This window comes from Arcicella rosea, assembly GCF_040543805.1.
Classification (GTDB): domain Bacteria; phylum Bacteroidota; class Bacteroidia; order Cytophagales; family Spirosomataceae; genus Arcicella; species Arcicella rosea.
Window position 1 is genome coordinate 198,794 of record NZ_JBEUMS010000013.1, and the last position, 18,545, is coordinate 217,338.

General features: G+C 34.7%; 14 protein-coding genes. 3 read left to right on the forward strand and 11 right to left on the reverse strand.

Features of this window, described 5'->3' with window-relative positions; genetic code table 11:
- Positions 1-67: 67 nt before the first annotated feature.
- The 11 genes from ABID42_RS16955 to ABID42_RS17005 form a co-directional block, all read right to left on the reverse strand.
- Positions 68-982, reverse strand: a complete 915-nt coding sequence (locus ABID42_RS16955) for a helix-turn-helix domain-containing protein (RefSeq protein WP_367284691.1) — start codon at positions 980-982, stop codon at positions 68-70.
- 18 nt (positions 983-1,000) lie between these two features.
- Complete coding sequence (locus ABID42_RS16960) at positions 1,001-1,741, reverse strand: SDR family oxidoreductase (RefSeq protein WP_367284692.1); 741 nt, start codon at positions 1,739-1,741, stop codon at positions 1,001-1,003.
- The gene (locus tag ABID42_RS16965; RefSeq protein ID WP_367284693.1) at positions 1,728-1,958 is read right to left on the reverse strand and encodes a hypothetical protein; all 231 of its coding nucleotides are present in this window, start codon (positions 1,956-1,958) and stop codon (positions 1,728-1,730) included. The genes ABID42_RS16960 and ABID42_RS16965 overlap by 14 nt, the downstream gene beginning before the upstream one ends.
- A gap of 319 nt (positions 1,959-2,277) precedes the next feature.
- Positions 2,278-3,120: a WG repeat-containing protein gene (locus ABID42_RS16970; RefSeq protein WP_367284694.1), complete on the reverse strand. Its 843-nt coding sequence runs from the start codon at positions 3,118-3,120 to the stop codon at positions 2,278-2,280.
- Positions 3,121-3,481: 361 nt separating this feature from the next.
- Entirely contained in the window at positions 3,482-4,333 is an 852-nt protein-coding gene (locus ABID42_RS16975) for a hypothetical protein (RefSeq protein WP_367284695.1), read from the reverse strand.
- Positions 4,334-4,536: 203 nt separating this feature from the next.
- The gene (locus ABID42_RS16980; protein WP_367284696.1) at positions 4,537-5,451 is read right to left on the reverse strand and encodes a hypothetical protein; all 915 of its coding nucleotides are present in this window, start codon (positions 5,449-5,451) and stop codon (positions 4,537-4,539) included.
- The gene (locus tag ABID42_RS16985; protein ID WP_367284697.1) at positions 5,451-7,991 is read right to left on the reverse strand and encodes an ATP-binding protein; all 2,541 of its coding nucleotides are present in this window, start codon (positions 7,989-7,991) and stop codon (positions 5,451-5,453) included. Before ABID42_RS16985 ends, ABID42_RS16980 begins: the two co-directional genes overlap by 1 nt.
- A complete protein-coding gene (locus ABID42_RS16990; protein WP_435521480.1) occupies positions 7,984-9,204 on the reverse strand; it encodes a DNA cytosine methyltransferase in 1,221 nt (406 codons plus the stop codon). The genes ABID42_RS16985 and ABID42_RS16990 overlap by 8 nt, the downstream gene beginning before the upstream one ends.
- 403 nt (positions 9,205-9,607) lie before the next feature.
- Entirely contained in the window at positions 9,608-10,369 is a 762-nt protein-coding gene (locus ABID42_RS16995) for a hypothetical protein (RefSeq protein WP_367284699.1), read from the reverse strand.
- Positions 10,370-10,551: 182 nt separating this feature from the next.
- Positions 10,552-10,941: a helix-turn-helix domain-containing protein gene (locus ABID42_RS17000; RefSeq protein ID WP_367284700.1), complete on the reverse strand. Its 390-nt coding sequence runs from the start codon at positions 10,939-10,941 to the stop codon at positions 10,552-10,554.
- Positions 10,942-10,949: 8 nt separating this feature from the next.
- On the reverse strand, positions 10,950-11,345 hold the full coding sequence (locus tag ABID42_RS17005; RefSeq protein WP_367284701.1) for a helix-turn-helix domain-containing protein: 396 nt from the start codon (positions 11,343-11,345) through the stop codon (positions 10,950-10,952).
- A gap of 355 nt (positions 11,346-11,700) precedes the next feature.
- Here ABID42_RS17005 and ABID42_RS17010 point away from each other — a divergent pair, with 355 nt between their 5' ends.
- Genes ABID42_RS17010 through ABID42_RS17020 form a run of 3 tightly spaced genes read left to right on the forward strand, consistent with a single transcriptional unit; the run spans position 11,701 to position 17,683 of the window.
- Entirely contained in the window at positions 11,701-13,056 is a 1,356-nt protein-coding gene (locus tag ABID42_RS17010) for a TlpA family protein disulfide reductase (protein ID WP_367284702.1), read from the forward strand.
- A gap of 18 nt (positions 13,057-13,074) precedes the next feature.
- Positions 13,075-16,296 carry a SusC/RagA family TonB-linked outer membrane protein gene (locus ABID42_RS17015; protein WP_367284703.1) on the forward strand — a complete coding sequence of 1,074 codons (3,222 nt, stop codon included), beginning with the start codon at positions 13,075-13,077 and terminating at the stop codon, positions 16,294-16,296.
- A gap of 22 nt (positions 16,297-16,318) precedes the next feature.
- Positions 16,319-17,683 carry a RagB/SusD family nutrient uptake outer membrane protein gene (locus tag ABID42_RS17020; RefSeq protein WP_367284704.1) on the forward strand — a complete coding sequence of 455 codons (1,365 nt, stop codon included), beginning with the start codon at positions 16,319-16,321 and terminating at the stop codon, positions 17,681-17,683.
- The last annotated feature ends 862 nt before the right edge of the window (positions 17,684-18,545 follow it).

The following is an 18,545-nucleotide window of genomic DNA, read 5'->3' on the forward strand; positions in this document are numbered from 1 at the left end:
CAGTCCTGATAACGTCAATACCTTGTTAGTGGCAAGTGGCTTTCGGATGTCCTTTGTTCGTTGTTTTTCAGTTAAACGATTGTCTATATTCTAATGGCGAAAGTTGTGTCTTGGTTTTGAAAAGTTTGCTAAAAGATTGCGGATGCTCAAAACCTAATTCATAGGCAATTTCGCTAACCGATGAGTCTGTTGCGGATAGCTTTTCTTTTGCTTTTTCTATGATTGCGTTTTGGATATATTGTTGAGTGTTTAAACCTGTTAATGAACGAAGCATATCACTTAAATAGCGTTGTGATACTTTTAATTGTCTACTAATATATTTAACGGACGCCAACCCATTTTTCAAACTGCTTGCGTCTTCAAAATATCTGTTTAAGAGTGTGTCCAAAGAAGTTATGATGTCGTGATTGACTGTTTTTCTTGTGATGAATTGTCTATTGTAAAAACGATTGCTGTAATTAAGTAGCAATTCTATTTGCGACACCAAAATGTCTTGGCTAAAATGATCAATATTGCTATCTAATTCAATGGTTATTGAAGCAAACAAATTCTTTATAATTTCTTTTTCTTTTACCGACAAAAACAAAGCTTCTGAAACATTGTAGGAGAAAAACCCGTATTGATTTATGATAGTACCTAATGAATAACGTCGTATAAAGTCAGCATGAAAATATAAAGCAAAACCTTCGTATCCTGCTATATCTTCTGGCGAATAAACAATTTGTTTGGGTTTCAAAAATGCTAATCCGCCTTCTTCAAAATCGTAATATCCTTGTCCGTATTTTGTTTGTCCTTTGAATGTGGGCTTAAAAGAAATTTTATAAAAATCAAGACTTATTTTTTGTCCTTTTGGAAACATTTCAGTAAAAGCATTATTGTAATCAACCAATGCAATCAACGGATGCAAAGGTGCAGGAAGTCCGAATTCTCGTGCAAGTTGAGATATACTTTTAATATGATTGATATTAGGTTGTCGTTGCATTTTCATAGTTCCAATGTATCAATTTTGTTTTGACGGACGAATGACAATATCGCCAACTTCAACATCTTTAGGCTGACTAATAGCGTAAATTACTGCATTTGCAATCGCTTCGGGACTTATAGCTAATTCTTCAACAGCTGTGGAAGCTACTGTTTTCATTTCTTCTGTATTTACGCTTTTAACCGCAAAATCTGTTTTTATATACCCAGGCGAAATCCCTGTAATTCTTATGCTTCCGTCCGACTCTTGGCGAAACGCTTCTATAATAGTGCGAACAGCGTTTTTTGTTCCTGCATACACGCCTTGCGTTGGCACTATTTTTATACCCGAAGTCGAAATGATATTGACAATATGTCCTGATTGTTGTTTCTTAAAAATAGGAATTACAGCCGCCATACCATACAATGTTCCTTTGATGTTAATGTCAATCATTTCGTCCCAACCATCTGTATCTAATTCGTCAATGCGACTAATACGGGCAACGCCTGCGTTATTTACAATCACGTCTAATTTGCCAAATTGGGTAATCGCTACATTTACCAACTGAACTAAGTCAGCTTTATTACTTACATCGGTTTTTAAAAATACAGCTTCGCCTCCATTACTTTTAATTTCTTCCGCAACCTTTTCCAATTGTTCGGTATTTCTTGCAGCCAAAATAACTTTTACACCATTCTCAGCCAATTTTATTGCTATGGCTTTCCCAATTCCTGCACTCGCTCCTGTAACGGCAGCTACCTTTTCTTTAAGATTTTGCATATTCCATCTGATTTAATTGTTCTGCAAAGTTCTTAATTGTCTCACTATGAAAAGTAGCCGAATTGGTACTTGTTGTAGTCAAATTGTTTGGGTAGTGTGGGTCGTCTTGCCATTGCCCTAACCCGCTAATATGCGAAACTTTTGTTGTACTTTTTGTATTATTTGTTCCAGTTTTTGTAATTCCTAAAGTAGGTGTATTCTTAGTAATTCTAAACAATTCTCTTAATTAAATTTAATTGGTAAAACGGACTAATAATTTTCAAAAGACTTACTTTAAAACATGGGTATAACTATAAATGAGAAACAAGCTTTAAAAACAAAAAAAGCAGGCGAAAACCTGCTCTTCCAAATATCTTCAAGTCGAACGATAACTCCAAAATGTATATCTGTACGCCTTCCACTATTATTAATGTCCTCAAAACTTTCTTGAAACTTTTCTAATCATTGTAAAAAATGACTGGATGTCTCTGAACAAATTGCCTTATTAGACAAAGAATTACCTCTACTTATCGTCATAATTCATCTGGATTATAGAATTAGTCTTCATAATACTCAACCCCTGTCTTGATATTCCAAATTATTTCCTTTCCATTTTTTTTAACACAAACAAATTGTTCGTCGTCTATGTATTGATTAGTATTTGGAAGAAGTTCTAAATCAAATTTTGGCTCTAAATAAACACGAGGCTTGCCCTTATCTATATTAAAAAGCGAATGTAAACCATATTTGCCTTCAAATTTCAATCTACCATCTTTTTCACTACGTTTTCCTATTCCTGTAAGAAGCACCGAATTAGATGATGTTATATCTGAATTATAAATAGAACTCAAAAAGTCATAAATAAAAGGAATGAGTATATTTTCATTTTCATCAATAACCCCGTATTTTCCATTTTTGAGAGCAGTAAAGTATCTACTCCCATTTACTTCAAAATCAAACATCCTATCATAAACTGGAAGTTTGTCCTTTACTCCTTTTTTCCCATTTGCTTCTGAATAATCGTATGGTTCTCTTGGTGCCATTAGGTCTGGTTCTAGTTCAATTAGCTCATCTATTTTATTAAATTTTTCATCAAAATAAACCTTTCCTGTATCTGAAAACGCCTTATATCCTTTTCCATCTTTCCCTACATATCTATACTGAATAGGTATGACAATCTCACCTTTTGCTGATATAAGTCCGACTTTTTTGTCTTTTACTACCATTCCAGCTTGATTGTCAATAAGATAAGTAGCCATATCAAATTCAGGCTTTATAATAATCGTTTTATTTACGTCACTGTAACCCCATAAGTTTCCTTTACGATAAGGAATTAACTTTTGAGCAAAAAGATTGAAATTGCTTAATAAAAGAATGATAATAACTGTGTGTTTTTTCATTTTGGTTGGATTGTTTTTTGATTATCAAGTGGCTTTTATAGAGTAGCCACTAATGGTTGTATTGAACTTAACCTGGGCGGACGGCTAGTCTAGCTTTTACTTCTCAAAGTTCCATCTTTGTATAAATTACAAACTATTTTTAAGATGACAAAATTCGAACACCCGAAGATCAAAAACAAAAAGTAGGCAAAACCCTGCTCTTCCAAAATCTTCAAATCGAACGATAACTCCGTAAAAGAAACCACCGAAGCCAACCGCTAGACTTGCCGTCCGCCCAGGTTAAGTTCAAGACTAGCCGTCCACCATTTCTTCATGGTTTGGCTTGCAGCCACCACGAAAGCTTAGCTATTGGCAGAAGCTATTACTTAGTCAGTATTATGCCGTCGCACGATTCTTTGTTAATTATAAATATCTTCTTATTATCCAATGTACTGTAAATTATCCTGTCGCTTATGAATCCTAAAAGTTTTAATCGTGTTGTGTCGGAAGTTATAACCGCACTTTTAATATTAACAATACTAACATATTTACTTTCCCTATTATGAAGTATTTTTAGACTTGTTAGTTTGCCTGTTGATAGACAACTAATTGGGAAAAATATTAGGAAATGTCCAACAAAATATCGGGCTACTCTATTTTTGATTTTGTTTTTTACTATTCCATGATTTATAAATCGGTGAAGTAAATAATAAGCAACCACAAATGAAGATATAATCCAAAAGATTTCATTTTCTTTGTAATTAGGGATGTATACTATCATCCCACACAAAATTGCGGTAAGCCATAAATTTATTGATGTAAGCATTCCCAACGGTATTCTCTTAAAATTCCCCCATTCTTTTTTAAGGGTTATAAAATGAGATATATCTTCTCTATCATCATTAAGGTTAATTGTATTTCCTGTGATAACATTTAAAACAAAAAAACCTTGTGAAATTAATAGTGGGAACGCAAAACTTTTTGGAATATCGTATATTGAGATTAGGCTAAAAACATCTATGTCAAATGTAGACCAATACCCAATTAGATATAAAATACCACAAACAAACAAGTACGTTAGTAGTATTGTCGTCAAAGGTATATTTTTTAGAGTCTCATTATCCATTCTGTTTATTTTTATAGTTTCTGCCAACTCGCTAATATGCGAAAGTTTTGTAGTACTTCTTGTATTCTTGGTGATAGTTTTTGTAATTCCTAAAGTAGTTGATTTCATAGTAATTCTAAACAATTCACCTATTTTAAATTTAATTGGTAAAACGGACTAACCATTTTCAAAACTACTATATATAAATGAGAAACAAGCTCCAAAAACAAAGAGCAGGCAAAAACCTGCTCTTCCAAATATCTTCAAGTTGAACGATAACTCCATAAAAGAAACCACCGAAGCCAGTCCCTGGACTAGGCGTCCAGCCTATTTTATTCTCTTAATTTCAATAATGCATTTCGATGCGTCAGCAATTTTTCACGAATTTTTTTAAATTCATTTTCGTCAAACTCGAAATCATTTCCGTTAAATTGAGCTTTTAATACCTCTCTACCATCTTCTGATATTTCAACTTTTGCATGAGCGAATTTGTTTCTAACATCAATGACTTCGTCTTGATACGATGCATTGATTGATAGAAATTCAGTAATAAAATCTTTTACATTTTTATTTTTCTTTAAAATGCCTCTTAAGAGTTCCCATTTTCTTATGGCTTCTAAATGTGAGACTAAACCTATTAAGCCCTCTTTTTCATAACATCCTCTAAGAAATGTTAATTTTGATTCTAATTTTAGGAAAAATTGTTCATCAATGTATTTGTTAAAATCAAAGCTATCAATATATGGCGATTGAATATAAACGGATAAATGTTCCTCTATAAGTGCGTCTAATTCTGAAGTTTCCCCCACAATCAATCCCCTCATTGAATTTATTTCTTCAACTTTTTTAATTGTGGTTTTAAACACTTTTATAAATTTATCTTCTACCTCTTTTCTGTCAGAATGATAAACTCCTTCAAATTGATGTTTGCTAACAGATTCTAATATTAAACTCTTATCACTTGAATAGAAAATAATGTCTGTATAAATATCTTTATCTCTCAGGAGGTCGATAATCGAATCACCAGATTTAGAATCCTTTAAATTAAAATCAATTAATAAAATGTCATATTTTTTTAAACCAGATGCTACAATTTCCTCAACCACAACCACTTCATCAAGGCTTACTTTTCTTTCAATTATTGGATTAAAACCATAATCAAGAATAGTTTCTTTAAATAATTCTGAAGTTGTTTCGAACCAAGAGTCGTCATCTTCAACCCACAGTAAATAGTAGTTTAGTTTCATTAAGCAAAAGTTATTATTAATTCAAATCCCTTTTTATACTCAGAATTGTATTTAATAGAAGCATTAAAATATTGTTCAAGTAATCTTTTCACGTGATTCAAACCTAAACCAGCTCCTTTTGTAGAAGTAACTCCTTCATCAAAAATAAGTTCGGGAACGATAGATTTATCAAGTTCTTTACCTTCATCTTTGATTGATAAAATTAAACTGTTGTTTATTTTGTCAAATTCAAAAATTATTTTTGATGCATTTTTCTTCTTAGAATTATTTAAAATATTATCTAAAATTACAGAGAGTTCAATAGGTTGAAAATTCTTTTTAAATTCTATGTTGTTGGTGATTATCTCATATTTTAATTCTTTATGTAGTGACCCGTAAATGTTTAACACATAATTTTCTACATAAGAAACGATGTCTTCATTAGCAGATAGAGTTGCTTCTAAAAAATTAGATTTTGTTGTAAACTTTGTAATTGTATTAATTTTTTCATTTACTAAACTAATTCCTTGAAGAAAATCTATTATATCATTTTTTGACATATTACTATTTCTATCTAGCTTTCTTTTAAAAAGTTGAATTTTCTTAGAAATATCATCAGCATAAACACCTATAATATGATTAGAATCTCTTAAATCTTTATAGGTTACTGTTTCTGCAGATCGAAATCTATCAATTTGCCTTTTTTGGTTCTCTGATTTTTTTTCAACTTGTTTTCTATTCTCTTCTTCTTCTTTAGCTCTTTGTTCTGCTTCTTTACGTTTTACCTCTTCCTCACGTCGTTTGATTTCATTTTCTCTTGCTTCAAATTCAGCCTTTTTTCTTTTTTCCTCTTCTTCTTTTTGCTTACGTTCTGCTTCTGCTCTTTTTTTAGCTTCTTCTTTAGCTTTATTTTCAGCTTCAATACGTTTTTTGCGCTCTTCTTCTTCCCTTAGAATAGCATCTTCTTTTTCTTTTAGAATTTTATTGAAATTATCTTCGGTTAATTTTACTTGGTTCAATAAATCTTTATCATTCGTTTTTTCTGCAATTTTTTCTAAATCAATAATGAATTTAGGCTGAACTATGTCGAGTTTTTCATTGACAAGATTTACTAAATCTTTGTTATATGAGATAATTTTAACATTCTTGTCGTCGCTAAGACTCCTAATTAAATTAACAAAATCTATCTTGCTCCCTAAATTATTTAATGCGTCTTCAAATGTATCCTTGTTTTTATCTTCTGAAAGACTATCCCTATGTTGTTGAGCAGTGTCAATGTTAAGAAAATAGTTTTTTCTTTTAAAAGCTTCTCCCCAAAGAACACCAGCAACATATCTTTCAAGTCTTAAAAAGGCTTTTTCTTTAAAAAGATCAAATAATATTTTTTTTCCAACAGTTTCAACCAAACCACCATCACGACTAGAAACTTCTTTGAATTCGTTGAAATTCTCAGTAATTAATTCTACAGAACCAAACAAATCTCTTGTTCCTAAAAAACGATTATAGCCTTGTTGTTTTCTAATATCTAATTCCCAACTATCATCTCCAGGATTTCCGTAGGGTTGTACTCTAAAACCATTTTTGAATAAAAAAACATTCCCGTAGTTTACAGGTTCGATATCCATTAGTTTTCCGAAATTAATTTTAGCACTTCGATTTAAGTAATAAAGATTAATTTCTAAGTTGTCAATTAAAGACTGATAATTATTTGATTCTTCAATATGATAAATTAAAGTTCCTCTGTCAGTAATTTTAGTGGTAACTAAATTGTCTTTAACAACTAAGTCTATTTGAGTTGTTTTTAAATCAAGGACTTTTAGAATTGTATTATCAATAATCCCATTTATCTTCGAATTAGAATCTTCAAATAAAGTTTCGTTTAGAACTTCATTAGCGTCTATTTCTATTGAGAAATCATTTTGTTTAGAAAAAGGATTAATTAATTTTTCTAATGATCTTCTAAGGTTAATCAATTTATCTTTATCCCAAATTGAATTAAGATTTGCAATTTTCAGTATAGTTCCATTTGAAGATGAATTTGGGAAACTATTTTTTGTCGAAGTTTCTTCATATGGAATATCTATTGATCCAAAGCTTTGTTTTGCATCAACTTCAAATTCATCCCAATTGACTTGAACTTTATATGCCTGATTAGACAAAATTTTTGAAGTAATTAATTCAAGTTTACTTCCTAATCTATCACAAGAAAATCTTCCAACACCTTTAGCTCCTGCATAAAATCTTCTTGATTTCAGGTTGTCAAGGTGTGAATCACGTTTTAAATCATCATCTTCTGTATTATCTTTTTTAGCTGAATATGCAACTGAAAACCATTTTTCGAATAAATCAACTTTAGACATTCCTTTTCCATTGTCAGCAATGATAATTTCGTCTTTTTTGAAAGTAATTTTTACTCTATAAGCATAAGCATCATAAGAGTTTTTTACTAATTCGTATATAGCTATAAAATCATCGGTGATTAAATCTCTCCCGATGATATTTTTCATCCCTGTTTTTACATCAAATCTTAAAAACCCTTTATCTATCTCTTCTTCATCCATGTAATAAATTTCTTAAAATTATTCCTACTTGTTCAGCAAATAAAGGCGGAATTGCATTTCCTATCTGAGAATACCTAGGGACTTCTTGTTTTCTAAGTTTCCCTCCAGTTGTATACTTCCCTTGAAATTTGTACCAATCAGGAAAAGATTGTAATCGAGCATATTCCCTTACAGTCATTATTCTAGGCTCTTTGTAATGAATGTAATCATCTGGAAGAGTTGTGATTGTAGGACTACAATCATTAGCCGACAAGGGTATTATTGTATGCTTTTTAATATTGTATCTTAATCTAATATCGTTAGAAATATCAAAGTTTCTTCTACCTTCAGTTAGATCTAATATGTTTTTAAATTTAGCTATTGTTGTTTCTTGATGTTTAGCAAATCTATGACTATCAGGAATTTCATCATTGATATTTTTTCTAATATATTTTTGGTATTTGGATTTTGCTTCACCATATTTTGAAGATTTAAAACCTGGAGAATCGATAGATTCTACAATTCCATTCGATTGAAACAAATCAGAAATTGCATCTCCAACAGTATTTATTAAATTAAGGTTATTCGATTTTAGAAATGAAAATTTATTTTTTTCTAAATCAGAAAAGAATGAATCTGCGACATTCTGGGTAGCTTTATTTAAGGTTTTCTTTACCCCAACTAAAATAAATCTGGTTCTTTTTTGGGGCACACCAAACTCTGAAAAATTCACTAATTTTCCTTGAACATAATAGCCTAACTTATTAAGACTTTTCAGTACGACTCCTGAATAAGCAATCCCTTTCTCTCTATTTTTCTTGAATTCCATTGTAAAGCCTTTTACATTTTCAAAGAAAATTAAATCAGGTCTTACTAAATCTACAAAATCAATATATGATTTTATTAAAGAATTACGTTCATCTACTTCATTCCTTCTTCCAGCCATTGAGAAGCCTTGACAAGGCGGACCACCAGCAATTAGGTTTATTTTACCTCGAAGTTTTTTTAGTTCAGTTTTGTGGTTTTTTAAAACTTCATTAATGTCATGAGAAGATTGAGGAAGCCATTTAGGCCATTCAAAGTGTTTTTTTTGGGTTATTAAATTGAATTCCAGCGTTTTAAAAGCATCAGGATTTTTTTCAATAGCAAAAACACCTTTCCAATTAGAATTATGCAATCCTAAAGAAAGCCCACCACAACCTGAAAATAAATCTATATAGTTCAAACTAGTCATTTTTTATACAAAACAATTTTCAAAATTAGCTAAATTTACTAATTTATTTTAATTTTCGATCCCGAATATTGATGTTTTTTCTTATTCATATTTCTTAGGTCTGCCTCATTTGATAGGTTCTTCCGTCAATCCTCATTGCAACAATATAAACCTATGGTAGCTTTTATTTCTCAAGGTTCTATTTTTGCATAAAAAACTATTAGATGACAAAATAGAAACATCTGAAACCTCCAAAAACAAAAAGAGCAGGCAAAAACCTGCTCTTCCAAAATCTTCAAATAAAACGACAACTCCATAAAATAAACCACCGAAGCCAACCGCTAACAGAGCTTGAGTTCAACATTTTGTCTTCATGGTTTGGCTTGCAGCCACCACGAAGGCTTAATTATTGTATGTAGTGCTTCTAAGTCGTCCACTGTGCTGTTGGTGAAACAATTTTATAATCAAAGTTGTTTTTTTCTAGCTGGTCGATAAAAGTTTTGTAACGCTGATTATAAAAATGATAGGCTTGTAAATATTTTCCTCTAACCTTTGAGTCAATTTGAGTGTTAATGTTTTTCTTTAATGTTTCAAGAATTTTTACCTCGTCCTTTAAATATGGAAACTCGTCAGCTTGGTCAATTAAAAATGGGTCAAGAGGCAAATGTGAAGTGTCATAAAAATTACAAAGACGTTCAAGGTTCTGTGTCAGAAAAACGAAATGCAAATCCTTGTCAAACTGGGTTGTTTTAAAAATAATATTGTATTGCAAAATGGATTCGTCAATAAACAAGCCCAAACAATTTATGTCTTTCTCCTTATAGTAGGCTTTTACAAGTGCCTTACCGTGGTACGCCTCAATATTTTCAAGTTTTTCATAATAAAATTCACCGTATGTCAAAATTGCTCTAAACTGAATTTCTAAGTCTATACAGCGAAACATTAAGTCCTGTGCAAACTCACAAGCATACATTACAAGATATTTGTGTTCGTCTGTATTTCTTGGTGCTTGCTTGTTAATTATTAGAATTGTGTCAGAGAAAACAATTGTTTGGAAAGCGTTATGTCTATGAACATTTAATTCGTCAATTTTTTTGAATAGCTTTCTGATTTTATCATAGTCGCTTTTAACAAGGTCAGCGAACCCTAAAATGTCAATGTACAGTAAATATTTGAGGTCTGTCATAGTATTACATACAATGTTAGTATTGGCGAAGTAGCTAGTATGGCTGTTTATTTTGCCAATACATGTTAGGCGAAGTGTATTTACGAAAGATTTGTCGTACTTTTTGTATTGAACTTTCTTTTAACGCTTAAATACCACACCATGACTCTCTAATTATTCATTTTCTGTATCCTATGAATAAATCACTTACCTTCTTTTAAAGCCTTAATAATTTCATCCTTAAGCGTTTGGAACTTTCTTTCGTAAAGCTCGATAATTTTGTCCACAGGTTCGTTAATAATCGTATTTATATTAGTGTTTACCGAATGGCTACCTTCATAAAAGTTAGCAGTACAATAAAGAATTGATTCTTCATTATACTTTTTCAATCCATCGGGAACAACACCTAAAGCGTTAGCTATTTCTGTAAGTCGTTCATCGTCTAAATTTTCACTTTGTTCTATTTTACTTACAGCCTGCTTACTAATTCCTCCCAATTTTTCTCCAAGTTGAGATTGTGTCATTCCACGTAAACTACGTATGCGCTCAATCTTCCTTCCCAAATGATTTTTTTGATGTTCAAAAGTGCCCATAATATAGACTATTTTTGGTTAGTTTTTGATTTTTCTATTTCTAACAAATTAAGTAACCTTTCATAAAGGTCGATAATTTTATCGCTTGGCTCACTGTAAGTAATCGTAGATGCCCCTGCGTTATAAACATTATCGTGAATGTCATTATAATTATTGATATTATATATAACAGCTCTTTCATCAAACTCTTTAATAATTTCAATCGTAACGCCTAATACATCTGCAACTTGCTCAAGAATATCATCAGCAATATCCTCTTGCTTTTCAAGGCTTGACAATTGCTGTTGAGTCCAACTTAGCTCAGTGGCTAAAGTTGTTTGTTTTACACCTCTATATGCCCTAATTCTAGCGATGTTCCTTCCCAAATGTACCTTCTTTGGCTTAAGATGAAATTTTGATTCCATAATTGTTTATTTTTCCCAAATATAGTAAAAGTCAATCAAATCAACGTAATGGTCAACCAATATTTTTTCTCTTTAAAGAGACTTAAATTTAATTTTGTAATGAGTCAATTACATAATTGGTTATGTCAGAACATATTTCATACAGTACTTCCTATCACTTTTGCTCAAGAAGCCAAGAGGAAAGCACTATTTCGAAATATGGTATATCTACAGAATTAGGAAAAAACCAATTATACAAAAATATAAAGAAGCCTCCGATATAATATTGATACTGTCATGATATTCTCAATGTCATGCAGATACTATTTCTATTTTTCTAACTAAGTAACCTCACTTCATCTAAAAAACTAAACCCATGAACGCAAAAACCTGCGTAAGGGCATTGCTATGTCTTTACTTTTTCATATCTGTACATTATCTAACCGCCCAATCGCTTAAGGTGGGAGACTCTATCCCACCTGAGCTTTGGAACTTGTCCCTAAAAGTGGCTAACCACCCACAAGGCAAACAAAGCCTGACCCTAAGGGATTATAAGGATAAACTAATCATCCTAGACTTCTGGGCTACTTGGTGTGCTCCCTGTATTAAATCACTCAGTAAGCTGGATACCCTACAGCAGAAGTTTGGCTCGGAAATAGTCGTTATCCCTATCACGAATGAAAATGCTGGTAAAGTGCTACCTTTATTCAACAAGCGAGGCTGGCGGCTACCCAGTGTGCTGGAAGATACCATGGTAAGGCAATACTTTCCTTACTACGGTCTCCCCCACCAAGTATGGATTAGGAATGGGCTGTTTTTTGGGGAGTCTGCTTCCTCTGCGTATGCCAATGTTACTAATATCAACCGTGCTTTAAAAGGAGATGATTTCGTCCTTTCTCATACCACTCCTCCCGTTAGCTTTGATTTTAATCTTCCGCTGTTCTATAACGGTAACGGAGGTACTTTGGAGCATCCCCGCATGAGGTCTGTCTTCTCTAAACGCATTAATGTTGATGTGGGAGGAATCCGCCTAGGCAAAAACAGCATCATGCTATACAATGCTTATTTTATCACCCTCATCTATGAGATGTACAGTGCTTACATCCCCTTTGTCGGGAGAACCAACCGCATTGTCTGGGAAGTAAGTGACTCGCTTAAACATGAGTTGCTGGGTACCTACAGAAAGGAAACGGGTATTTACGAGCAAGACAAGGACTACCAACGATGGCAGAACCAATACATGTATTGCTATGAGTTAAGTTTGGATACCTCGCTGAATATTTCCCGCAAAGCCCTTCGGGAGTTTATGAGCGATGATATTAACCGCTATCTAACACTGGAAAAAGGCGTGAAAGCAGTCGTTGAGAAAAGAAAGATTCCCGGTTATGGTATTGTTCGGCTGGAACATGCCTCTACCTCTACCCTGCCTTCCCTGAATGTTGATGAGGCTAACGTTGAATCTGCTGAATCTAGTAATGCTGATTTCTTCACATTGAAAAATCAATCCATCAGACGTTTAACCAGCTACGTTAGTGCTGTATTATCAAGCCAGCCTTACCCTGTCTTGGACATGATTCTTGAGGATACTAAGGTCTCCATTCAGCTGGACAAAAAGTATCTTACTATTCCGACGATTAAAAGAGCCCTCAACAAAATCGGTTTTGATTTGACGCTGACAGCACAGGAAATGGATGTAATCGTTGTAAAATATGCTAATACTTCAAACCCCTAAACTAAACCCCTAAACAACATGAGAAAAGTCTATTTTATAAGTATGTTAATGGCATACTGCTCACCCTTGTATGCCCAGCTGTTAAAAAGCAGGGTGATTACTGCCACAGATGGAATCGAGATGCCCGGTGCATCCGTAAGACTCATTAAACAAGGGACTGGGACGCTTACAGATAGGAATGGTTTCTTTGAAATCAATGCTACTCTTCCCAGTGATACGCTTGTAATTAGCAGTATTGGTTTTAAGTCCCTCAAAATACCGGTTGCTGTTTCCCTAAAAGCATTGCCTGCCACGCTCAGCATGGAGATACAAAACAGTGAACTTCAAGAGGTAATCGTTTCTACGGGATACACTAAAATCAGCAGTGAAAGAGCCACAGGGTCTTTTACCCATCTTAATAATGAACTTATCAACCGAAGTGTCAGTACCGATATTTTGAGCCGTTTAGAGGGAGTAAGTGCTGGTCTGCAATTTTACAGAACCAGTATATCTCCTCACGGGAATACCTCAGACTTAAGAGTCAGGGGGCTTAGCACCATTCATGCCTCAAGTGCTCCTTTAATCGTAATCGATAACTTTCCTTATGAGGGTGATATTAATTCCATCAATCCCAATGATGTAGAAGACATCACCATCCTCAAAGATGCAGCCGCTACTTCTATCTGGGGTGTTCGGGCTGGCAATGGAGTAATCGTCATTACCACCAAGCAAGGCAAGTACAATAAAAAAACAGCGGTTAGTTTCCAATCTAACTTTACCTCGGCTGATAAACCTGACCTATTCTACAATCCTGCCTTTTTGAATGCCCAAGACCTCATTGACTTTCAACGCTTACGTTTTCAGAATGGTGGCTTCCAACAAAATAACTGGACTCTGCTCCCTCCTGCTGTTGAACTCCACATTGCTGCTCAGCAAGGAAAGATTAGTAATGTGGAGATGGAACGACAACTGAAACTTTTGGCCACCAAAGATATCAGAAAAGACATGCTGAAATACTTGTATCAGCCTTCTCTGAATCAACAGTATGTGCTGAATATTTCAGGGGGAAATAATGACCTGAAATATGTCACATCGGTTGGATTTGATAAAAACCTTTCCGCAAACGTCGGGTTTAATTCCTCAAGGCTAACACTCAATAATCAACTAAGCTATAGACTGGGTAGAAAACTGGAGGTATTTAGTAGCTTGTACTATGTCCTTCAGGCTTACAAAAACAATGGACTCCAGCCATCAGCCCTTATTCCTAGAGAAGGCGGAGCATTGCAATCTTATACTTCTTTGATAGATGAAAATGGATTGTCAGCAGCCATCCCCTACAAATACCGTCAAACCTACATTGATGCGGCAACAGCTTCTGGCTTGTTAAACTGGGCTTTTAAACCCTTGGAGGAACTTAATTTTTCTGATAATACCTCCAACAATAACGAGATAAGAATGAACACTGGCTTGCGATATTCCTTGTTGTCTGATTTAGCCCTTGACCTTAAATACCAATTCAGAAGTGCTACTGGGGAAGTCCGTAATTATTATGCGCCTGAAACGTACTATGTCAGAGACCTCATTAACCGCTTCACTCAGCCTAATGGCACGAGTGTCATTCCGCTGGGGGGAATCTTATCGGGTTCAAGATCTTCTGGCAAGAGTCATTATGGTCGTCTGCAACTTAACTATCATAAATCACTCCAGCAACAACACCAACTCGATGCACTGGCTGGGGCGGAAATCAGGGAGGATCAATCAACAGCGGGGCCTGGCTATTTATTATATGGCTATGACAATCAGACATTAACTAGTTCACCCTATCTCAATTATGAAACTAGCTATCCCTTACGACCGAGGTCTGCCAGCAGAATCCCCAATACCATTGCTGATGTCCAGCATTTCACTGACCGATTTATCTCTTATTTTGCCAATGCTGCCTACACTTTTGATCAAAAATATACCCTGACACTCAGTAGCAGGTGGGATGCTTCCAATATATTTGGAGTAGCTACGAATCAAAAAGGTGTTCCACTCTGGTCTGTGGGTGGATTATGGAACCTCAAGCAGGAGTATTTGTCCTCAGCCTCAAGTAATACGATTGATGTGCTAAAGCTTAGAGCGACTTACGGGGTTAATGGTAATGTTAATAAGCAGGTAAGTACCATGCCAAGTATTACTAACAGTATTGGTACGGTGACCAACTTACCCGCTGCCCAGCTCTTAAGCATAGGTAATCCTTCTTTGAGGTGGGAGAAGGTAAGCGTCTGGAATACTGCCTTTGACTTTTCTTTCCTGAATGGCAGCATTCGGGGTAGTTTGGAGTACTATCAAAAAGCGGGTAGTGACCTGATTGGCTATGATTATGTAGATCCGACTACTGGAATCTTTTCAATAGGATTGGGTGGAATCACCAATATTGATAGTCGGATTAATGCTGCAAACATGCTTACCAAGGGAATGGATTTGGAAATCAGTGGGCTCATTAGTTTTGGTAAATTCAAATGGTCTGCTGTACTACTGGCGAGCTGGGTTAAAAACAGGATTACCAAGTATAGTGGTACAGAATCCCCTGCTATCCAGTCTTTTTTTCCGGTGTCTAACGCTGCAAGGGCTCCAGCCAGAGAAGGAAAGTCTGCGGATGTAATCTATGCCTTGCCTTGGTATGGCTTAAATCCTGCTACTGGGGCAATGCTAGTGTATTCCAATAACGAATTGAATGAGAACTATGCTGCCTACTGGTCGTCATTGCAAACGGCTAGTCTTCAAGACATGGGGGTAACTGTACCTCAGCATTTTGGGAGTTTTAGAAATACGCTGACGTGGAAGGGGCTAAGCCTTAGCTTCAATGTTGTTTATAAGGCTGGATACAATTTTAGAAGAAGCAGTATCAATTATACGAACCTGATTAACTATGGGAATGGGCACAAGGATTATCTGTTAAGGTGGAAGGTTCCTGGAGACGAGTTACATACAATTGTCCCAGCACTCACTATGCGAGCTAATACCACCAGAGAGAATATCTATCTTAATAATGAAACACTTATTGAAAACGGAGCGCATCTTAGGTTGAAAGACATCAATCTTAGTTATAAGTTTTCTGCGCCTCAACTAGGACTCAGCAATGTATCGGTTTTCATGTATGTCAATAATGTAGGAATATTATGGCGTGCCAATAAACAAGGCTTAGATCCAGATTTCCCAACCTCAGATTATCCTCCTATCAGAACTTATTCTTTGGGCTTTAAAATTGACCTTTAACTATACTAAAACGCATACGAACATGAAAAGACTTTATACAATCATCGCTGGCTTGCTATGCTTGGTATTGGTTTCCTGCCATACTGATTTTTTGGAGCTTAAACCCGATAGCAGACTGGCGGTTCCTGCTTCCTTAAAGGATATGGATGCCTTAATGGATAACATGACTGTCATGAATACTACTGCTGTGCTCATCATGGGGGAAATTGGCACGGATGATTACTACCTGAATGAGACAGAATGGAATTCTCTGACTAACCCCTATCAAAAAAATGGCTATGTATGGGCTAAAGACATCTATGAAGGTCAGCAGTGTCCGGGTTGGAATAATGCTTATACGAAGGTGTTGTACAGCAATATAGTATTGGAGGGGCTTGGCAAGATAAATCAAAACGAAAAGAATATAGAACAGTACAACAGGATTAGGGGGACTGCTTTGTTCTGGAGGGCATGGCAGTTCTTTCAACTGGCGCAGATTTTCTGTGATGACTATGAAAAAGAAACTGCTAATCAAAAAATGGGGATTCCCATTAGGCTGTCTTCTGATATTAATCAATCTAATGCTAGAGCTAGTATAGAAGCTACTTACCAACAAATACTCCATGACCTTGATGAGGCGTTGACTTTGCTTCCTGTATTGCCCAAAGAAAAGACTCGTCCTTCTAAGCAGGCTACGCTGGCGCTTTTAGCTCGTATCTATTTACAAATGAAGGAGAATGCTCTTGCTAAGCAGTATGCTGATGAGTGTCTAGCGATTGCTGACGAATTAATGGATTATAATAAAGTGGACAGCAGGTTAAGTTTTCCATTCCCTCTTTATTCCTTTGGGAATGTGGAACAGCCTATGTTTAATGTGATGCTGGAAATTCAGGTGTTCTTTTCTTACCTGAAAGTGAACCCAACCTTGCTGGCTTCTTACGAGGCTAATGACTTAAGATTTCCGGTCTATTTTTTAAAAGCTAACAATGACTATACTTTTAAAGGTTCTTATAATGGTTATGATACCTTTAATCCTTTCCCTGCACTTGATGAGCTTATGCTTATCCGTGCGGAATGTAGTGAGAGGCTGGGGAATCATGAGGATGCCTTGCATGCCCTCAATTCTCTTTTAATCAAGAGATACAAAACAGGTACTTATCAAGCCATGACGGTGGGTAATACCAAGAATATCCTGACTGAAATCCTGAATCAAAGAAGAAAAAGCTTAGTATTCAGAGGGCTAAGATGGAGTGATTTGAGAAGACTGCGAAAAGAAATGGGTTATACCCTTGTTCGTTCGCTGGGAGCTAAAAAATATGAATTAGCACCTGATGATGAAAAACTGTACACTTGGCCTATCCCTGATAATGTGATTAATCTGGGTGGGATTACTCAGAATGTAAGATAAATATGATACCCTGTGCTTCAATTTTAGAAGCACAGGGCAATTTTTAATCGAACCCAATAATTGTACTTATCTAAGATTTAATCAATACATCCTAACTGTAGATTTACTTGTCTCATCATTTTTTCTATCCATGAATATGAGTGTTTTTAAGCGTTGATTAAGGTTATTGATAATACCAATCTATTGTTTTTTAGCGTTTGGCTCTTCTTCGGCAAATACTCTTTGAACCTTCCACTAGAGTATCATCGAACGAATGTAGGCTGCTCTTGATATTTTTAAGCCTTCTCCTTTTGTTTAATCTCTTCAAATTATATCTGGTTAACCTTGCTGGGATAAGGCGTCTTCTAATCTAAATCATCTTGATTATTTTGGCTTCTTTATTTCCATAGGTTTTGAGATTTTAGCTTGATGTGTAAAATTATTTTTTCTGCAAAAGTGCTTGCACGTCAGTTTATGTATACATAATCTCCATCTTGCTTCACTACTCAAGTAGTGAAAAAATATTTAACCCTTTACTAAATCAATACTCATATCTCAATTCCTTAATCTTACACTAATTTTATACTAATTGTTCATAAATTTTACATTAACTCCCTTGTTTACACTAATTTGATAATAGTCTTATACTAATCTTACACTATTTTGACATAAATTTTACATTATGAATCTTTTTGCCCGAATTCGTATAAATATCATATAATCATCTCTATTTGGGGGGATAAAGCAGGTAAATTAGCTGTTAATAAAACAATTATGCAAGCCATTTATTCTAGCTTAGTAGCTACAAGGTTTACACATACCACCAACTATATTCTCTCAGTATTTACGCTATTCTTACTTCATTAAAACTCTTCTCCCTCCT